The sequence below is a fragment of the Mucilaginibacter sp. RCC_168 genome (genome assembly GCF_041355315.1).
In the GTDB taxonomy this organism is placed as follows: Bacteria; Bacteroidota; Bacteroidia; order Sphingobacteriales; family Sphingobacteriaceae; genus Mucilaginibacter.
Map to the genome: position 1 here is coordinate 279,996 of NZ_JBFUPN010000002.1, position 17,311 is coordinate 297,306.

At 44.1% G+C, this 17,311-nt stretch carries 16 protein-coding genes; 8 read left to right on the plus strand and 8 right to left on the minus strand.

Annotation, left to right across the window (positions count from 1 at the left end; genetic code table 11):
- Positions 1-37: 37 nt before the first annotated feature.
- The 4 genes from AB6735_RS02610 to AB6735_RS02625 form a co-directional block, all read right to left on the minus strand.
- Positions 38-622, minus strand: a complete 585-nt coding sequence (locus AB6735_RS02610) for an O-methyltransferase (RefSeq protein WP_370994264.1) — start codon at positions 620-622, stop codon at positions 38-40.
- Between the two features lie 110 nt (positions 623-732).
- Positions 733-1,140, minus strand: coding sequence for a hypothetical protein (locus tag AB6735_RS02615; protein WP_370994265.1), 408 nt, complete (start codon positions 1,138-1,140; stop codon positions 733-735).
- A 74-nt stretch (positions 1,141-1,214) separates the two neighbouring features.
- Positions 1,215-2,156 carry a nitrilase family protein gene (locus tag AB6735_RS02620; protein WP_370994266.1) on the minus strand — a complete coding sequence of 314 codons (942 nt, stop codon included), beginning with the start codon at positions 2,154-2,156 and terminating at the stop codon, positions 1,215-1,217.
- Positions 2,157-2,235: 79 nt separating this feature from the next.
- Positions 2,236-3,105 (minus strand): DUF6597 domain-containing transcriptional factor, encoded by an 870-nt coding sequence (locus tag AB6735_RS02625; protein ID WP_370994267.1) that lies wholly within the window; start codon positions 3,103-3,105, stop codon positions 2,236-2,238.
- Positions 3,106-3,272: 167 nt separating this feature from the next.
- Between AB6735_RS02625 and AB6735_RS02630 the strand changes: the two genes are divergently transcribed.
- The 3 genes from AB6735_RS02630 (at position 3,273) to AB6735_RS02640 (ending at position 7,545) form a co-directional block, all read left to right on the plus strand.
- Entirely contained in the window at positions 3,273-3,857 is a 585-nt protein-coding gene (locus AB6735_RS02630) for an outer membrane beta-barrel protein (RefSeq protein ID WP_370994268.1), read from the plus strand.
- 396 nt (positions 3,858-4,253) lie between these two features.
- Complete coding sequence (locus AB6735_RS02635; protein WP_370994269.1) at positions 4,254-6,974, plus strand: carboxypeptidase regulatory-like domain-containing protein; 2,721 nt, start codon at positions 4,254-4,256, stop codon at positions 6,972-6,974.
- A gap of 166 nt (positions 6,975-7,140) precedes the next feature.
- Positions 7,141-7,545 (plus strand): DUF1761 domain-containing protein, encoded by a 405-nt coding sequence (locus AB6735_RS02640; protein WP_370994270.1) that lies wholly within the window; start codon positions 7,141-7,143, stop codon positions 7,543-7,545.
- 44 nt (positions 7,546-7,589) lie between these two features.
- On the opposite strand, the gene AB6735_RS02645 is transcribed toward AB6735_RS02640, so the two are convergent.
- Positions 7,590-8,021, minus strand: a complete 432-nt coding sequence (locus tag AB6735_RS02645) for a DUF6526 family protein (protein WP_370994271.1) — start codon at positions 8,019-8,021, stop codon at positions 7,590-7,592.
- Between the two features lie 150 nt (positions 8,022-8,171).
- On the opposite strand from AB6735_RS02645, the gene AB6735_RS02650 reads away from it, so the two are divergent.
- Positions 8,172-9,029, plus strand: a complete 858-nt coding sequence (locus AB6735_RS02650) for an aldo/keto reductase (RefSeq protein WP_370994272.1) — start codon at positions 8,172-8,174, stop codon at positions 9,027-9,029.
- Between the two features lie 77 nt (positions 9,030-9,106).
- Entirely contained in the window at positions 9,107-9,520 is a 414-nt protein-coding gene (locus AB6735_RS02655) for a hypothetical protein (protein ID WP_370994274.1), read from the plus strand.
- Between the two features lie 35 nt (positions 9,521-9,555).
- Here the strand turns inward: AB6735_RS02655 and AB6735_RS02660 are convergent, their stop codons facing one another.
- Positions 9,556-9,846, minus strand: a complete 291-nt coding sequence (locus tag AB6735_RS02660) for a YciI family protein (RefSeq protein WP_370994275.1) — start codon at positions 9,844-9,846, stop codon at positions 9,556-9,558.
- Positions 9,847-10,093: 247 nt separating this feature from the next.
- Here AB6735_RS02660 and AB6735_RS02665 point away from each other — a divergent pair, with 247 nt between their 5' ends.
- Complete coding sequence (locus AB6735_RS02665) at positions 10,094-11,260, plus strand: galactokinase (RefSeq protein ID WP_370994276.1); 1,167 nt, start codon at positions 10,094-10,096, stop codon at positions 11,258-11,260.
- A 169-nt stretch (positions 11,261-11,429) separates the two neighbouring features.
- The gene (locus tag AB6735_RS02670) at positions 11,430-11,960 is read left to right on the plus strand and encodes an RNA methyltransferase (RefSeq protein WP_370994277.1); all 531 of its coding nucleotides are present in this window, start codon (positions 11,430-11,432) and stop codon (positions 11,958-11,960) included.
- Between the two features lie 268 nt (positions 11,961-12,228).
- Here AB6735_RS02670 and AB6735_RS02675 read toward each other — a convergent pair whose 3' ends face one another.
- Entirely contained in the window at positions 12,229-13,200 is a 972-nt protein-coding gene (locus AB6735_RS02675) for a zinc-binding alcohol dehydrogenase family protein (protein WP_370994278.1), read from the minus strand.
- Positions 13,201-13,642: 442 nt separating this feature from the next.
- On the opposite strand from AB6735_RS02675, the gene AB6735_RS02680 reads away from it, so the two are divergent.
- Positions 13,643-14,302, plus strand: a complete 660-nt coding sequence (locus AB6735_RS02680; protein ID WP_370994279.1) for a YdeI/OmpD-associated family protein — start codon at positions 13,643-13,645, stop codon at positions 14,300-14,302.
- A gap of 387 nt (positions 14,303-14,689) precedes the next feature.
- Here AB6735_RS02680 and AB6735_RS02685 read toward each other — a convergent pair whose 3' ends face one another.
- The gene (locus AB6735_RS02685) at positions 14,690-17,263 is read right to left on the minus strand and encodes a phosphoenolpyruvate carboxylase (RefSeq protein ID WP_370994280.1); all 2,574 of its coding nucleotides are present in this window, start codon (positions 17,261-17,263) and stop codon (positions 14,690-14,692) included.
- Positions 17,264-17,311 lie beyond the last annotated feature (48 nt).

Sequence of the window (17,311 nt, forward strand, 5' to 3'; positions counted from 1 at the left end):
TAAATATAGGAATGAAAACCACAAAGTTCTGGTGCTATTACACTGCTTTTTTAGCCGCTATCGCTATACCGGTGGCCCAGCATTGTTTGGTGAGCACCAGGTCTGTCCGTTGTTCCAGTACCTCCATCAACTGGATGGCTTTTTCATGGTGACCACCGGGCCAGTTAGGCTGTGGAAGCATATCATCAATAATATATAAACCACCGGGCTTAAGCATGGCTATGGCTTCGTCAAGCAACAGGTACTTGCCATGCCAGGTATCGGCAAAAATATAATCGAACTTTAAGTGCTTATTTTGCTCGAACCAGTCAGCGCCATCCATACAAACCAGATCCAACCGTTTATCGTCACCCAAAAACTGATCGGCTATGGCCAAAAAACGGGCGTCATTGTCAATAGAAGTAAGGATGGATGAAGTATCCATCCCATCCAGTATCCAGGAGGTTGACAAACCTGTTCCTGTGCCCAGTTCCAGAAATTTGCCCCCAGGCTTGGCAGCAGCCAGTGTTTTTAATAAGCTACAGGTTAAGGTATCTGAGGCCATGGTAAAACCCGATTCGATGGTGGCTTTATCAATATTGGCGTAAGCTGGCGGATAAGGTTGTTTGATTTCCTGGTTCATGAGATATTGTTTTAGGTTATGATTGTTTTGTTTACAAGTATAGTTAACAAAATCATCATTTAAAACAATTTGTAATATATTTTATACCAAAAACCAAATTAGTATTTGAACTAAAAAACCAATCTGAGTACCAATGGAATCACAATAACACCAATGGTTATCAAAAAATACTTACGATAGAGCCTCCCGTTACTGTCCCGGTATATCCGTATCAAATCGTTATAGCGTTGATTATAGAAGATCAGTAAATAATTAAGTATTACAAACGGCACAAAAAAAGTAAGCGCTCCGGCCAGAAAAGTATTTAATGCCCGTTCGCGGAAAATATTAAAACTTAAAACTACCGGCACGCCGCCATGCGTAATTATCCTGATCAGAAAAATAAAGGTCAATAAATTGATCCCCTGCAAAATCGACATCGGAATAATGGTAAATGCTTTCCAATTCCCCTGGTCTCCTTTTTTGGATCTTTCTACCGTAATGGCATCAACCCATATCCTGTAATATGTATCCAACATGGCAATTTCTTTTTGATTTCTTTATAATTAACCTGAACACTAAGGATAGGTTTTAATAGTAACCATATTTAACCTTAAAGCCAAACCACCTTTTGCTCGCTTTGGTGGGCTTTTCCAATAATATCACGGTATAATTCGGGCCTTCGGGCTTTAATGTACCGGTAGCCACCAGCCAGGGTTAGTTTGTCGGCATGGATATCGGCAATAACAAATTCATTATCCAACGATCTGCACTCTGCTATCACATCGCCATAAGGATCAATAACCATGGAGCAACCGTTTTTAAGCTGATCATCGTCCATACCTATCGGGTTAGTGAAAATGGTGTATACCGCATTGTCATAAGCCCGGGCAGGTAACCATTTCATGAGCCAGGCCCTGCCTTTAAGGCTATCAAATTCTTCGCGTAATTGTTTGGCGTTGTCGGCTTTAACTTTCCAAAGTGCAGCATCAACAAAACCGGCACCGGGACGGGTAGATGGCGTACACATGGTTACGTGCGGCATAAAAATAATATCGGCGCCCAGCAATTTGGTTGCCCTTACATTTTCAATAACGTTATTGTCATAGCAGATAAGAATGCCGCACTTCCAGCCCAAAATTTCAAAAACGGTATAACTGTCGCCCGGCTGCAAATGCGGGTTGATGAACGGATGCAGCTTGCGATGTTTAGCAACCAGGCCATTTTTATCAACACATACATAGGGCTTAAACAGGTTATCCTCTTCATCTTTTTCAAACAACCCGGCCAGTATAATAATATCAAATTCACGGGCATAGGCGGTAAGTGCCTCGATGCTCTCGCCCCCCGGAACTACTTCGGCCAGATCAAGCATCTGTTGTTTATCCAGATGCCGGGCAAAGGTATAGCCGGTAACAGAACACTCATGAAAGGCGATCACATCGGCACCTTGTTGAGTCGCCTTTTGCGAAAGCCGTTTGATAACCGATAAATTATAAGCTTTATCGCCACTTTTGTTTTCAAATTGGGCGGTAGCTATTTTTAAACTTTTCATATGCCTGGTATTTAATAATATACACCAAAGCTATAGCTGGTTATAAATGTTGCCTTGTAAAAAACCGACAATTATTAAGCTAAACCTGCATAAAATTAATAGCCAGCAGGTTGTTTGCTTTATAGGCGGATGGGGTTATGCCTATGTTCTTTTTAAAATAGTTATTAAGGTGAGCCTGGTCATAATAGCCGTTCTCATAAGCTACATCGGCAATTTTTGTATCTGACGATTGCCGCTGTAAATTCTTTAAAAAATACTGCAGCTTCATAATGGCTGTGAACCGCTTTGGGCCTATCCCTATATACTGGTTAAACCGGCGTTCAAGCTGCTTTTCGGTTATGGGTAAAATATTCAGCAATTGAGATACGGATATATTTCCTTTATGGCTATCAATCAATTTTAAAGCACCGGTAATAATTTTGTCTGGACACTGAACACTCGCCAGCTTTTTTGATACAAAGCTTTCGATATGTTCAATCTTGCTTCGGATACCTGTCTCATTCAAAACCTGATCTTCCAGATCGCTTCCCTCACGCTTAAAAAGCTCGTTTAGTTTGATCAGGCCGTCATTTAAGTCAACAGCAGCAATACCCGACAAGGCATGCAAGCCGTATGATTGAAATACAACCACCAGGATATTTAATTCCCCGGTGGATAACAGGTCTTTGTACTGGGTTAACTGTCCATAAACGAAACTGTTGGGGTGGATGGATATTTGAGCTGCTGTTTGTTGTATTAACGGTGTTTTGAAGTAAAAAACCATTCCCGGATTACCATCAGAAAACAAACGATAGTTGACCTGCTTAGTGCAATTGTTTTCCAATATCAAATAGTGCTTAATGATATGAGCAAGATGCGGCGATGGAGGTATCTGCATAACAAACCTGTTAACATTAGTAAAGTTACCATTTTTGATATAATTGGGCGGCACAAATAATACCAGTAACAATTATATAATATTCAAAATTCGCTCTAATTAAATATCTTAGGCATCATAAAAATGTTAAACCCTGCAATACTACATCTTATGAAACCATCATGAGCTACCGCTCGCAAATCGGAATGAGTAAACCAGCTCATGATAGCTTCACTACCACTTAAAAACAATTTATTCCAATGAAAATTAATCTTATCCTTTTAACGCTTGTTTTAATAAGCATACAGGCGCATTCTCAGTCAAAAAACAGCATATCCTTATATTATGGTGTGGCAGGCAATCATGTAAACATCCACGGCGACATTGGCGATTATGGATACAGGTCAAAAAGCGGAACGATTACAGGCTTTGGTTACACCCGCAATTTAAACAGTTCCTTTGCGCTGGAAACCGGACTGCAATACTCCAGCAATAAACTAATACAAAGCTTTATTGTGCCCGACAGGGGCGAGATCCTGAGTCCCGGCAGAGCTAAACTGATCACGGTGCCAATTTACGGAAAATACACTTTTTTAAAATACCTGTATGTTAATGCAGGTCTTCTGGTCGACTTTGATTTTGGTGCCGATAATGATACCGGAATAAATGACCAAAAAGGCATCGGCGCCGAGATTGGTGTTGGCGGTAAATATGATTTTGGCCCGGTAACTGTTTTCATTAACCCGTTTTTACTGGAACATCGCCTGATTGGCTTTAAAAACTATGGCCGAACTAACAGTATTGAAAACGCGGGGGTAAAGTTTGGTGTAGGGTATAATTTTTAAAATATCGCACCATCGACTCACCCTCGACGTCGCTGCGCTCGTCACCCCTCTCTACGCTTCGCGCATAGAGGGGTTTTTCTTTCTTTTTTCTTTACCCTCTTTGCGGCAAAGCCGTAGAGAGGGTGGTCCAGCGTAGCGTAGACCGGGTGAGTCGAAACGGCATCAATAAGTAACAATGATGTTATGATGCGCCCCTGTACAACATATTGATTATAACTTTCCGTTGATATTGGAAAAAGCTATAGTTTTGCCTATTGCACAAGCCCAAAAACGGATAGTCATAACATCATCCAAGTTTAGCGTGATTGTAAAAAAATGTTAAATGACAGGTGCGTTCGGCACGCTGCAACCCTAAATGTTTATATTAGCCCCTGTTAGCCGCTTTATATTATATTAATGATATCAAGAAAATTTTTACTCGTCATTTCCCTGTTATTCTCCTTTGGTTTTTCCGCTTCGGCGCAACAGGATAGTATTCCCTTAAATACGCTTATTCAAAAAACTGCTAAGTTTCAAAGCAGTTATCCCATTGAAAAAGTTTACCTGCATTTAGATAAGCCCTATTATGCCGTTGGCGATACCATTTGGTTTAAGGCCTACGTAACAGTCGAAAAACACCAGCCATCGGGCTTAAGTGGTATTGTTTATGTTGATGTGATCAACAACCAGGACTCCGTAATGGACAACCTGCGTATACCGGTTAAAAATGGTTTTGCTAATGGTAATATTACACTTACCGGCGATACTTATAAACAGGGTCCTTACCGTATCAGGGCCTATACCAACTGGATGCGCAATTTTGATCCCGATTATTTTTACGACCATACCATTAACGTAGGTAATGCTATCGACAACCAGGTAAATACCTTTGTGAGCTATAAAAGTTCGACAAAAAAAGGTACCGTAAAAGTTGATGCTGATATCTTGTATAAGGACCCTGCCAATACGCCATATGCCAACAGAAAAGTAAGCTGGCAACTGGTGCGCAACGGCGACGCGATAACCAAAGGCAGCGGCCGTACAGACGATAAGGGCCACTTACTGGTAGACATACCCGAAAACGAGGCCGCTACAATCACATCCAGTTCCCTGGTAACCGCTATTGATATGGGCGAACGTAAATCGGTTACCAATTCATTTTCGTTAAAAGGCGCGGTAACCGCTTATGATGTACAGTTTTTTCCCGAAAGCGGACAACTTACTAACGGTATACGCTCAAAGGTCGCCTTTAAAGCCATCAATTCTAAAGGATTAGGAACTGATGTAAAAGGAACTGTTACCGATGATCAGGGTACCGTTATGGCAACTTTCACATCTGCTCACCTGGGTATGGGAGTATTTGTTATAACCCCCGAAAGCGGAAAAGTATATACCGCCAACGTCACTTTCCCCAATGGTTCTACAGGCACTTATAAGCTTCCACGGGTACAGGCAATGGGCATTAATTTGTCGGTATTTAATACCGATGCTGATAATATTACCGTTAAAATATCAGCCAACGAACTGTTTTTACAGCGCAAACAAAACAAAAGCTTCTATTTGGTAGCGCAAAGCGGCGGGGTTATATACTATGCTGCGCAAACCGTTTTACAAAACGCTGCCTATACGGCCAATATCGCTAAAAGTAAATTTCCAACCGGTATTGTGCAATTCACCCTGTTCTCATCCGGGGGCTATGCTTTATGCGAGCGTATTGCTTTTATACAGCATAACGACTTGTTAAACCTGACTTTAAAACCCGATAAACCATCTTACACCACCCGGCAAAATGTTCGAATAGCCTTATCTGCAAAAAATAGTACCGCTCCTGTTGAAGGCAATTTTTCTGTAGCGGTGCTTGATGATACGAGCATACCTACAAATGAAGATTCTGAATCGACCATATTAAGCAATCTGCTGCTTACATCTGATTTGAAAGGATACATAGAAAAACCTAATTACTATTTCAACAAACCCGACCAGGAAAAGCTGGATAATCTGGATATCCTGATGCTTACGCAGGGGTATCGCCGTTTCTCGTATGAGGATATCCTGGCAGATAAAAACCCGCCTATCTTTATCGCTCCGGAACAAGGAATTGAAGTATCGGGTATATTAAGAACCACTACCGGCTTGCCGGTAGGTAAAGGCAGTATCCGTTTGCTGATACCCGACCGTAACTTTTCGGCCGAAACAATAACAGATCTGTCGGGTAATTTCAAGTTCAGTAATGTGGTGGTCATGGATACTTCTAAAATAACCCTGAGCGCCCGTAACAACCCGAACGGCAAAAACATGGTGATCAGTGTAAACGGTGAATTGTATCAGAAATTAAACAAGAACCCAAATCAGCCCGACGAAATTGTAAATATCGACAGCGCGATGCGCCCTTACCTGGATAACAGCCGCAGGCAGTACCAAAACTCCCGCGTGTTGAAAGAGGTAGTAGTAAAATCAACCAAGTTCGAGAAAAAACCAAGCCATAGTGACTTTGGCACATTTGCCGGGTTACCCGGGCAGGCCGACCATGAAATATCGGGCGATCAGCTGAAGGATTGTCCCCTGCTGATCAACTGCTTGAGCACCATGGCTTTTGGCTTAACTTATGTAGACAATAACTTCTATATCACCCGCGATTATAATGCCGGTAAAAAAATACCGGTGCAGATATATATAGGCAGCATGCCGGTGGATGTGAATTTCTTATCGACCATTACAGGCGCCGAGGTGGCATCCGTAGAGATCTTTTTAAAAGATGGCGTAAGCGGCATTAATCGCATGAATCAAACAAACGGCGTTTTGATCATTAATAAAAAAGTTATCAAAAAGGAGAAAATAACCTTAGCCCAGCTACAGGCGCTTATCCCTAAACAAAATGTGGTAACTTTTGCCGTACAGGGTTATAGTAAAGCCAAAGAGTTTTACATGCCTAAATATGATATTACCAAACAAAGTTCGCTCGGTGCCGATCTCCGCAATACCATTTACTGGAACCCGAAAGTGATCACTGATAAGAACGGCGTAGCTTCATTCAGCTTTTTTAACAGCGATGCCAGAGGATCATACCGTGTAATTATCGAAGGCCTGGATGCCGAAGGCGACCTGGGCAGGCAGGTAATGCACATTCAGGTGAAATAGGGATTTGGAACAAGGATTATTGGAACAAAGAGCAAGGATTTAAGGAGTAAAGATCGACAGGCTGCTTTCCGTTTCTTTGTTCCTTGCTCCAATAATCCTTGCTCCAAAAATCCTTGCTCTTTGCTCCAAAAATCGGTAACTTTATGATACACATAAACTTATCATTATGGATTTTTCACACATCAACTGGCTGGCCGTGGTTGCGGCTGGCGTGTCGGCTTTTTTAGTTGGCGGTATCTGGTACTCCCCTCTGCTATTCGCCAATCCCTGGATGGCTGATAATAAGCTTAATCCCGACGAATTAAAGACCTCCAATAAAGGTCGGATTTTTGGCTTTTCATTTTTCTTTTCTATCATCATGGCGGTTAACCTGGGTATGTTCCTGGCCGATGCCAAAACCGATGTATCCTGGGGCGCTACAGCTGGTTCCCTGGCCGGTGTATGGACGTTTAGTGCTATTGCCATACAAGGCCTGTTTGAGCTAAAAAGCTGGCGTCTGATATTTATAAACGGCGGCTACAGCCTGGTATCGTTAACCCTGATGGGCACCATTATAGGTTGGTGGAGGTAGGCTGGGAAATGCTAAAATTTAAATCATAAACGCTAACTTATAACCTACACCCGGTGATGGTCGGCGCGCCAGTTTTTGATGGCTTTTTTAATTTCAGTTGCCGATAGGTTTTCGGCTAACACCCGTTCTATTAAAGGAACCAGTTCATCATCGGGTGCAAAACGCAGGGCAGCTATCTGAGCTATGGTAAGCCTATTGTCCAGCGGTTGGCGGGTCAATATAAAATAACGCAGGCCTTCTTCGGCGCGTATGGCCCTGTCCTGCGCCTTTAGCGGAAACATACGTACAAACAAGCCCATTAACAAACTACAGCCAAAAAGCAGCATAATGAGCAGGGCGCTCAAAAAACCTGTCGTCTGCCATTGAAGCACCACATTCACTATAGAAACTATCAATCCTACAATGAGCATGCCTCCCAGCAAATAATGGAAGCCTGTAACTGAACGTTTGTGATTAGCTAAGTTTTGCGCGGTCATGGTTTGTTTTTGGCGAAAGATAGCGCTAATTTATTATCCTTATTTCCTTGTTCAAAAATCCTTGCCCAAAATCCATTATTACAATCGGGTTATAATATTTTTAAACAATGCAGGCATATTTGAGTTGATTTTAATAACAACAAATACACTATGGCAAACACATTTGAAAAAACGTTCACATTAGGTGGCGACTATACCATAAACCGCCTGGGCTACGGTGCCATGCGCATTACCGGCCAGGGCATCTGGGGGCCGCCAAAAGATAAGGATGAGTGCATCCGTGTACTTAAACGGGCTGTAGAACTGGGCGTAAACTTTATTGATACCGCCGACAGTTACGGCCCTAATATTTCAGAAGAGCTGATAGCCGAAGCGCTTGCACCTTACCCTGCCGGGCTCATCATTGGTACCAAAGGCGGTTTCCTGCGTACAGGCCCTAACCAGTGGAATATCGACTCATCCCCCGCTCACTTGCAGGAAGCCCTGGAAGGCAGCTTAAAACGCCTGAAACAGGAGCGTATCGACCTGTATCAACTGCACCGCATAGACCCTAATGTGCCTGCCGAAAAAACCTTTGAGTTTTTACAAAAAGCACAGCAGCAGGGTAAGATCAAACACATTGGCCTTTCGGAAGTTAGCGTAGATGAGATCAAACAGGCGCAGCAGTTTTTTGAGGTAGTATCGGTACAAAACATGTACAGTGTAGATAACCGCAAATGGGAAGCCGAACTACAATACACCCGCGAGCAAAACATCGCCTTTATACCCTGGTACCCACTGGGCGGCGGCAATGTAAAAGGTGAACAGATATTGCAGGGGGTGGCCCATAAATATGGTGTTACCATACACCAGGTTGCCTTAAGCTGGTTACTGCACCACTCGCCAAATATCCTGCTTATTCCGGGTACATCAAGCGTAGAGCACCTGGAAGAGAACATGAAAGCAGCCGATATCAAACTGGATGATGCCGATATACTGATCCTGGAAGGGTTAAAAGACGCAAAATAAATCATCCGCAAACGGGATAAATTAAAGGGATGCTATCAAATACAGGCATCCTTTTAATTTGTATCACCATTAATTATATGAAGAGTAAAGAAGAGATCCTAAACAGTTTTAATACCACCGGCAATGATGGTTTACCCGAAATATCGGCTCCCGACCTGCTGAAAGCTATGGAGACCTATAAAGAACAATACGCCGAAGCCGCTTTTAATGCTGCCAGGCAAATAAAAGGTGATGTAAACGAATTTGCCACCTATGGTGATTATGCTATGCATCTGCAACAGGAGACTCAGCAGCAGCAACAAAATCGCGATGAATTTACCGAAGCCATTACCCTGGCTGCCAACAGCGTGCTACCCCATTTTATACCGCACGATCGCTCGGCTCAGGAATTCTCATTCAACCTTACCATGCAGGGAAAGTCTTACATCGCCTTTTATAAAAAGGATGCCGATGGTTACTGGCAATTGGATACCTGGGCCGCCGCCGTTTAATATCCTGACAGACCAAGCGGTAGCTGAATCGACTATCAAACAACCGCTACCTTAAACGGCTTCACATCAACCGATTCCCATACTTTTTGAGTAATGTAGGGCTCGTTCTGTTTCCAGGCTTCCAAAGCTTCGTCGGTTTCAAACTGCATGATCATTACGGAGCCTATCATATTGCCTTCGTCATTCAATATAGCTCCTCCTTCTATGTAGTTACCGTTTGCTTTTAGCACTCTGGCACCATCTAAATGATGAGGCCGCACATCCATCCTGCGTTGCAATGCGCCGTCATCTGTATAATCATATCCCGTAACCAGGTATTGCTTCATAATTAGTGAATTATTGAGTTGGTGAATTAGTGATTTTTTTATTTGCACACGTTTCTGCTATAATTATTCAACAGGGAACCATCCGTTCTGTTTGCCCAAGAATACAGCAAACCTATACATTTAAAGTTCCCGTCTGATCAGATTTTCGCCCCGAAAAAATTAAAAATTTCTATTTTAAATTTATTTTATAAATGTATATTTGACAATTTTTACAATATTTGTTATTCCAAATAACTAACCTGAAATAATGAAGAATACTTTGCAGCAGGAATTTGCTAAAATTTATAATAAAGAGGCCGACGCCACCTATTTTTCTCCTGGTCGCGTAAATCTTATAGGCGAACATATTGACTACAACGGCGGCCTGGTGATGCCATGCGCCATTACTTTTGGCACTTACCTGTTAATATCGCCCAATGAAGATGGCGTTTTTCGTTTCAGGAGTTTAAACTTTACCGATCAGGATGACATCCCCGTTCAGCAACGCTATGAAAAAACGGGCGACGAATGGTACTACTTCCCTATTGGTGTTATAGATCATTTCGGTAAGGATGGCCATCAGCTAAAAGGCCTGGATATGCTTTTTTATGGTGATATCCCTATCGGTTCGGGTTTGTCGTCATCTGCCTCTATCGAAGTGGTTACGGCCTATGCCTTGAATGATCTGTTTAACTGTGGTTACAGCAAGCTCGACCTGGTAAAACTGTCGAAATCTGTCGAGAATAATTTTATCGGTGTAAACAGCGGCATTATGGATCAGTTTGCCGTTGCCTTTGGCGAAAAGAATAAGGCCTTGATGCTGAACTGCGACACCCTGGATTATCAGGCGGTTGACAGTAACTTGGGCGATCATGTACTGGCCATCATCAATACCAACAAACCCCGCAAACTGGCCGAATCAAAATATAACGAACGTGTACAGGAATGTCAGCAAGCGCTGAAAGCACTGCAACAGGAACTGGATATCAATTACCTGTGCGATATTGATGCTGAAACATTCCAAAAATACCAGCACCTGATCACTAACCCGGTAGTGTTGAACCGCGCCAAACACGTGATTGAAGAGAATGACCGTGTTAAACTGGCCGCAGCTGCCCTGGCCGCTAATAATTTACAGGAATTTGGCCGGTTAATGTATGCTTCACACGATTCACTGCGCGATTTATACGAAGTAAGCGGCGCCGAACTGGATGCTGTGGTCGAATACAGCAAAACCAACCCCAACGTAGCAGGTGCCCGCATGACCGGCGCGGGTTTTGGCGGCTGCGCCATAACGTTGGTTAAAGCCGATGCTTTTGATAACTACAGTGCCGAAATAACCGAATACTACACCAAAAAAATTGGCTATGCCCCATCCGTTTACAGCTCGCTAATCGGTAATGGCGTAGGATTGCTGAATCTGTTGGTTCAATAGTTCACTGGTTCAGTAGTTCATTGGTACTTATCAAATGGCATTTACACTGGGTATTATTCTTATTTTTGTCGATTAACGGGATTGCCCTCTTTATTGGTACTTATTCGAATGCTTATCAGGATATTGATAAACTAATGAACTACTGAACCAATGAACCAATGAACTTACTATGCGCAAACTAAAATTAGATGAGCTGAACCGGGCTTCGGTTGATGAATTTAAAGTACAAGATAAACTGCCTGTAGCCGTTGTACTGGATAATGTGCGCAGCATGCACAACATTGGCTCTATTTTTCGTACTTCGGATGGCTTCGCGGTGGAGCAGATCTGTCTTTGCGGAATTACCGCCCAGCCCCCGCATCGCGAAATTGAAAAGACTGCTCTTGGCGCTACGCAATCCGTTAACTGGACCTATTACGAAACCCCGCTGCAGGCTGTAGAGCAGTTACGCAGGGATGGTTACCGCATTATAGCTGTAGAACAAGCCGAAAACAGCACCATGCTCAACGAGTTTACCCCGCTCGATAATGAAAAATACGCCCTCATTTTCGGTAACGAAGTAAATGGCGTAAGTGATGAGGTAATGCAAAACATCGATGCCTGCATCGAAATACCCCAATTCGGAACCAAGCATTCTTTTAACATCGTGGTATCGGCAGGGATAGTACTTTGGGATTTCTTTGCTAAAATGGCGATGTAAGGTAAATGCATTTAACTAAATCCATGTCATTGCGAGCGTAGCGTGGCAATCTCGTAGCTATTCTTATCCATGAGAACGCGAGGAGATTGCTTCGTCGTTCCTCCTCGCAATGACATAGTGGTAAAAGCCCCAACCCTTTAGACAAAGGCTGTCATGCTGAGCTCGTAGAATCATGGTGGGCAGGCCTCTACGCACGTCCTTCGACAGGCTCAGGGTGACAGGCACGAGGCTTTAAAGACTTACGAAGTTTTTTAGCAAAATCAGTCACTTAAATAGTCACCACCAAACGCTTCCCGCTATCCACTTCCAAATCCCAAAGTTCTGCTATGTTCTCCAGTTTTACGGCGATGGTTTCAACCTTGAGCTTACCGGCAGCGGCAAGCGCAAACATCTCGGGCAAGATCTGGCTAAAAAGCTGACCAACCTGTGGTTTTGACCAGGCGCCCAGACCCGAGCCTGTCAATTGCAGATCGACGCTGCGAAGGTTTGCAGCTGATAGTTGGATCAGGTCTCCAGTCATGGCCCCTATGGATACATATCTCATCCGGTTGGTAAATGAGCCATTACCTTTTATACAGGCCAGTATCATTTCGGCGGTATGCCCCCACAGGTAATCGATGATCACATCAATAGGCGTCGATGTGTGAATAGCGACCAGTTGCGCTTTAAAACTTTCATCATCCTGCAATACCGAAACTATTTCGTCGGCACCAAGCGATAACAGGTCCTCCAGCGAAGCCTGGTTCCTGCCGGTCACGACCACCTTTTTGGCACCGTAATGTTTAGCTATCTGCACTGCTACGCGCCCGGTAAAACCGGTGGCCCCGTTAATCAGCACCACATCACCCGGCTGAATATCCGCCTTAAATTTAAGCCCCATAGCTGCGCCGATCACCGCATTTGGCAGGGCAGCCGCTGTAACATCGTTCAATCCATCCGGGATTTTTACGATACGGTCTTTGTCAATGATCGCTCTCTCGGCCAACATGCCGCTTATACCCATGCCGTATACGCGCGTTCCATCATCTAACAGACAAACACCGTCGCCACCGATCACCTTCCCGTTTTCTTTTGGCGCATCGCTCGAATAGTGTTTGCCGCTGGCCCTGCTTTTATCCAAATGTTTAATGGCTACCGCCTTTACGGCTACCAGTACTTCATCATCATGTTGAGCTATCGGCTCCGGAAAATCTGTATATTGAGGTAAACCTCCTTTTTGATACATTACTGCTGCTTTCATTTTATTTATTATTTACACAAAAGTAGAGCGGCTGATGGCGCCAGACGATAACATTTGTTATCAAATACAGGAATCGACTCACCCCGTCTGCGCTGCGCTTAACGCCCCTCTCTTCGCCTTCGGGGAGATAAAAAAACGGCGTCATTGCGAGCGCAGCGTGGACAACCGACCAGCGAGAGCTCATTAATGCCTTAAAAAAAACAATTAATAACATTAATAATCCCCAATTAGCAGAGGCGCTCTGTAAGTAGGGGATTGCCACGTCGTTCCTCCTCGCAATGACGCATGGAGAAAAGAACTCCCTCTTTCCAGCAAAGCTGAAGAGAGGGTGACCAAGCGCAGCGACGGTCGGGTGAGTCGTTTACGCCCTGCATTCCATTTTAGCATAAATTGTTATTAAATTAGCTATGCTCTATGAACCATCAACTATAAAATTATACCAATGAACGTCCTTGCCAAAAAGCTACAGATGAAACCCAATACCCGTTGGTTGCTACATAATGCACCGGCCAATTATCTGGAAAGCCTGGAACCCCTGCCCGATGATGTAGAGATAGTACATAATACCACGGGGAGCTTTAACGGTATACAACTGTTTGTAACCAACAGTATAGAACTGGCGGATGAACTGAAAGTGATCGTTCCATTACTGGAGGATGATACCATATTCTGGATCATCTATCCAAAAAAGAACTCGGGCATAACAACCGACCTCGAGATGATGAGCAGCTGGGATGCTCCGGCCCAATATGGCATCCGTCCGGTGGCTTCGGCAGCGGTTAACGAGGTGTGGACGGCCCTGCGTTTTCGTCCGTTTGACAAAGTAAAAGTTTCGGCGGGCCGAAATGATGCGGTACGGAATAACGAATATAGCGCTTATATTGATGTGGACAATAAAACCGTAACCCTGCCCGATGATATCAAGGCATCGCTGGAGCAACATCCGGATATACTAAACTGGTTTCAGCAGCTGGCCTATAGCCATAAAAAGGAATATGTATTGTGGATCCTCACCGCCAAACAGGAAAAAACCCGTCAGGACCGCATGGCCAAAATGATAGAGATGCTGACTAATAAAAAGAAGAACCCTTCGGATAAGTAACTGGAGCGATGCAATCGCCAAAACCATTTAAGCACTCGTTATAAACGAGCGCAAATAAAGATTCAAAATACAAATTCAAAAAAATACTGTCATACTGAACGGAGTAAAGCATCTTCTTCGACAGGAACGCGGATAGATCCTTCGCTCCGCTCAGGATGACAAACTTTTGTAGTTTATATAAAGTTTTAGCCAGTGTTGAAGAAACCCCTTCTTCCCCTTCCCGAGAGAAGGGGAAGAAGGGGTCAAGGCTTTTTCTCTTCTAAAAGAGGGCCTGTCATCCTGAGCCCGTCGAAGGATCGAGCGTAGGGGCCCCATCCACCATACTTCGACGGAGCATGACAGCTTTGTAAACAAAAGCCCCCCTTCAGGAGAGATTTAGAGGGGTGATTACGCCAAATTCCTACCGGCGTTCACAATGCCGTAAACGGTACGGATCACGAGCTTATCATATATATCGATCAGTTCACTGTCGTCGCTGCTATTGAGCTTTTGTAAGGCATAATGTTGGATGATCACGAGCGGCAACACAATCTTCTCGCGGATAGCGATAGAGCGGCGCTCCACCGGGTATTCTTCCATCAGCACGGTGCTGCCGGTTAAATCCAGCAACATTTCCCGGGTCAGTTCAAACTCGTTCTTCAGCATCTTCCAGAAAGCGCCGAATTTTTTGTCTTTTTCCAGATAAGCGGTCACCCTGAAGTCAGATTTCGACATGGACATGGCACAGTTATCCAGCATGGTTTTAAAGAAACCCGAGGTCCGGTACAGTTCTTTTATTTCGAGCCAGTTACCATCGTCTTTCATTTTTTTCAACGCGGTACCAACACCATAAAAACCAGGGATACTTTGTTTAAGCTGACTCCAGGAAGTTACAAAGCTGATGGCGCGCAGATCTTCCAGTTTTAATGGCGCACCGGCATTACGTTTGGTTGGACGGCTGCTGATATTAATGCGCGACAATAATTTAAGCGGACTGAATTTCTCCAGGTACTCCACAAATAAAGGATGCGCGCGCAGGGCCATGAACAACTCATAGCTTTCGCCGGCCATATCCGATATCAGGGCTTTGTGTCTTTCATCCAGCAGATCATTATGATTAGGGTGCAGGGCAGAAATAATACCCGCGTTGATCAACTGCTCCATATTGAACCGGGCAGTCTCCACCGAACCATATTGCGAGCTCACAGTTTGTCCTTGAATAGTCAGTTGGATATGATCGTTAGCGATCTCGTTACCCATTGACGCGTAAAAACGATGTGTTTTACCGCCACCACGAGCCGGTGGGCCTCCCCTGCCATCAAAAAATGCGAGGCTGATATCATATTTGCGGGCCATAGCGGTCAGTTCCACCTTAGCTTTATATATGGACCAGTTAGCCATCAGGTAGCCGCCATCCTTGGTACTGTCAGAAAAACCAAGCATAATGGTTTGCCTGTTACCGCGCTTTTTCAGATGCTCGGCATAATACGGATGCGTGTAGAGTTGTTCCATGATCTCGCCTGCACGGGAAAGATCGTTCACGGTTTCGAACAGCGGCATAAAATCGACACTCAGGCTGTCCTTCTCCCAACCGCTCCATAAAAACAGGTCGATGAGCTGTAAAATATCAGATGCCTGCTGGCAGTTGCTGATGATAAAACGCTGACAGGCTTTTTCTCCGTTGGTTTGCTGGATCTCCTGCATCAGGCGAATAGTGTTCAGCGTATCCTGCGTCATGGCATCAGCATCAGAAGGGCAATGAAAATCGGCCTCGTTAAAGCTGATCTGTTTTAATTTTTCTTCCTCATCCAGGTCGGCGTAGCCTTTAACAATACCTGTTTTGATATTTTTTACGCCATAATCAAACACACTGCGTAAAACGCGGCTATCCTGGCGGATATCCAGTGTAGCAAAGTAACAGCCAAACAGACGTACCTTCTGGATCATGTTCTCTACAATATCCACAAACAAACTGTCGTGATCGGTAATAATAGTTTGTTTAATAGATTGCAGCAAGCTCAGCAATTCGCCCTGCAGATTTTTGGAATCGGGGTGTTCATTGGCGTTTTTATACAACAGTTTTTCCAACTTGGCCATAGCCTTTTCAACCCCGCGGAAAGTAATGCGGCGTTTAAGCACCCTGAAATCGCGGTAGTAACAACGGAACAGGCGCTGCCTTAAAAAGCTGGCTACCTCTTTAGTGGTTTGCGTGGTTACGTTGGGATTGCCGTCCCTGTCGCCGCCAGGCCAAAAGCCCAGTTCCAGTACACGGCTGCTGGCCGCGTCAATATCAAACTCCTCTTCGAGCTTAGATTGTATGCCCGATACGGCATGATAAAATATATTCTCCAAAAACCATGACAGGCTGATGGCCTCGTCAACAGGTGTGGGGGATGTTTTATTAAAGAAAGGCGTTTTGCCCAATTGCTGCAGCAGCACATCGATATTGTTGATATCGTTGTTTTTTACGGCCTCGATCAGGTCGGTCATGATACCCAGTACCGTACCCGGGTAAAACTGCGTCGGATGCGCGGTTAATACCAGGCGTAATGAAAAATCTTTTAGTTTCTCGCTAATCTTAGCGCGTGTTTCCTCGCTGTTGGTGGCTTGTGCAAGCAAGCTTTGCAGGTTACCCGAATCATCAAACTTACCCAGCTTATTAAAGGACGAATCTTCAATGGCATCAAACAAAACCACCTGGCGCTCAATGTACTGAATAAAGCGGAACATGCGGTTGATCTGCTCGCGATGATCGATATCCGGCACATATTTTTTAAAGAACGACTCAATAATATCTGTTGGTGACGCTTGCTTACCAGCGCCTTTTTCGCAATGTGAACTAAAAAACGGCAGTAAAATACCGGTATCCTTTACCTGGTAAAACGGTAATGTTTGAAATAAGCTGTTATACAACTCAAACCTGGTAACCACCTCGTTGTTAAAAGCTGCTTCCCGTTGACTGAGTTTTAAAGTTAATGACATAGCTCAAAATATAATTGGTAAAAATTGATTGGTACAGGCTATAAGGCA

What these genes read in the sequence shown, in the direction of transcription:
- AB6735_RS02610 (WP_370994264.1), bottom strand. Translation starts at nt 622, where the DNA reads ATGAACCAGGAAATCAAACAACCTTATCCGCCAGCTTACGCCAATATT.
- AB6735_RS02615 (WP_370994265.1), bottom strand. Translation starts at nt 1,140, where the DNA reads ATGTTGGATACATATTACAGGATATGGGTTGATGCCATTACGGTAGAA.
- AB6735_RS02620 (WP_370994266.1), bottom strand. Translation starts at nt 2,156, where the DNA reads ATGAAAAGTTTAAAAATAGCTACCGCCCAATTTGAAAACAAAAGTGGC.
- AB6735_RS02630 (WP_370994268.1), top strand. Translation starts at nt 3,273, where the DNA reads ATGAAAATTAATCTTATCCTTTTAACGCTTGTTTTAATAAGCATACAG.
- AB6735_RS02635 (WP_370994269.1), top strand. Translation starts at nt 4,254, where the DNA reads ATGATATCAAGAAAATTTTTACTCGTCATTTCCCTGTTATTCTCCTTT.
- AB6735_RS02640 (WP_370994270.1), top strand. Translation starts at nt 7,141, where the DNA reads ATGGATTTTTCACACATCAACTGGCTGGCCGTGGTTGCGGCTGGCGTG.
- AB6735_RS02645 (WP_370994271.1), bottom strand. Translation starts at nt 8,021, where the DNA reads ATGACCGCGCAAAACTTAGCTAATCACAAACGTTCAGTTACAGGCTTC.
- AB6735_RS02650 (WP_370994272.1), top strand. Translation starts at nt 8,172, where the DNA reads ATGGCAAACACATTTGAAAAAACGTTCACATTAGGTGGCGACTATACC.
- AB6735_RS02655 (WP_370994274.1), top strand. Translation starts at nt 9,107, where the DNA reads ATGAAGAGTAAAGAAGAGATCCTAAACAGTTTTAATACCACCGGCAAT.
- AB6735_RS02660 (WP_370994275.1), bottom strand. Translation starts at nt 9,846, where the DNA reads ATGAAGCAATACCTGGTTACGGGATATGATTATACAGATGACGGCGCA.
- AB6735_RS02665 (WP_370994276.1), top strand. Translation starts at nt 10,094, where the DNA reads ATGAAGAATACTTTGCAGCAGGAATTTGCTAAAATTTATAATAAAGAG.
- AB6735_RS02670 (WP_370994277.1), top strand. Translation starts at nt 11,430, where the DNA reads ATGCGCAAACTAAAATTAGATGAGCTGAACCGGGCTTCGGTTGATGAA.
- AB6735_RS02675 (WP_370994278.1), bottom strand. Translation starts at nt 13,200, where the DNA reads ATGAAAGCAGCAGTAATGTATCAAAAAGGAGGTTTACCTCAATATACA.
- AB6735_RS02680 (WP_370994279.1), top strand. Translation starts at nt 13,643, where the DNA reads ATGAACGTCCTTGCCAAAAAGCTACAGATGAAACCCAATACCCGTTGG.
- AB6735_RS02685 (WP_370994280.1), bottom strand. Translation starts at nt 17,263, where the DNA reads ATGTCATTAACTTTAAAACTCAGTCAACGGGAAGCAGCTTTTAACAAC.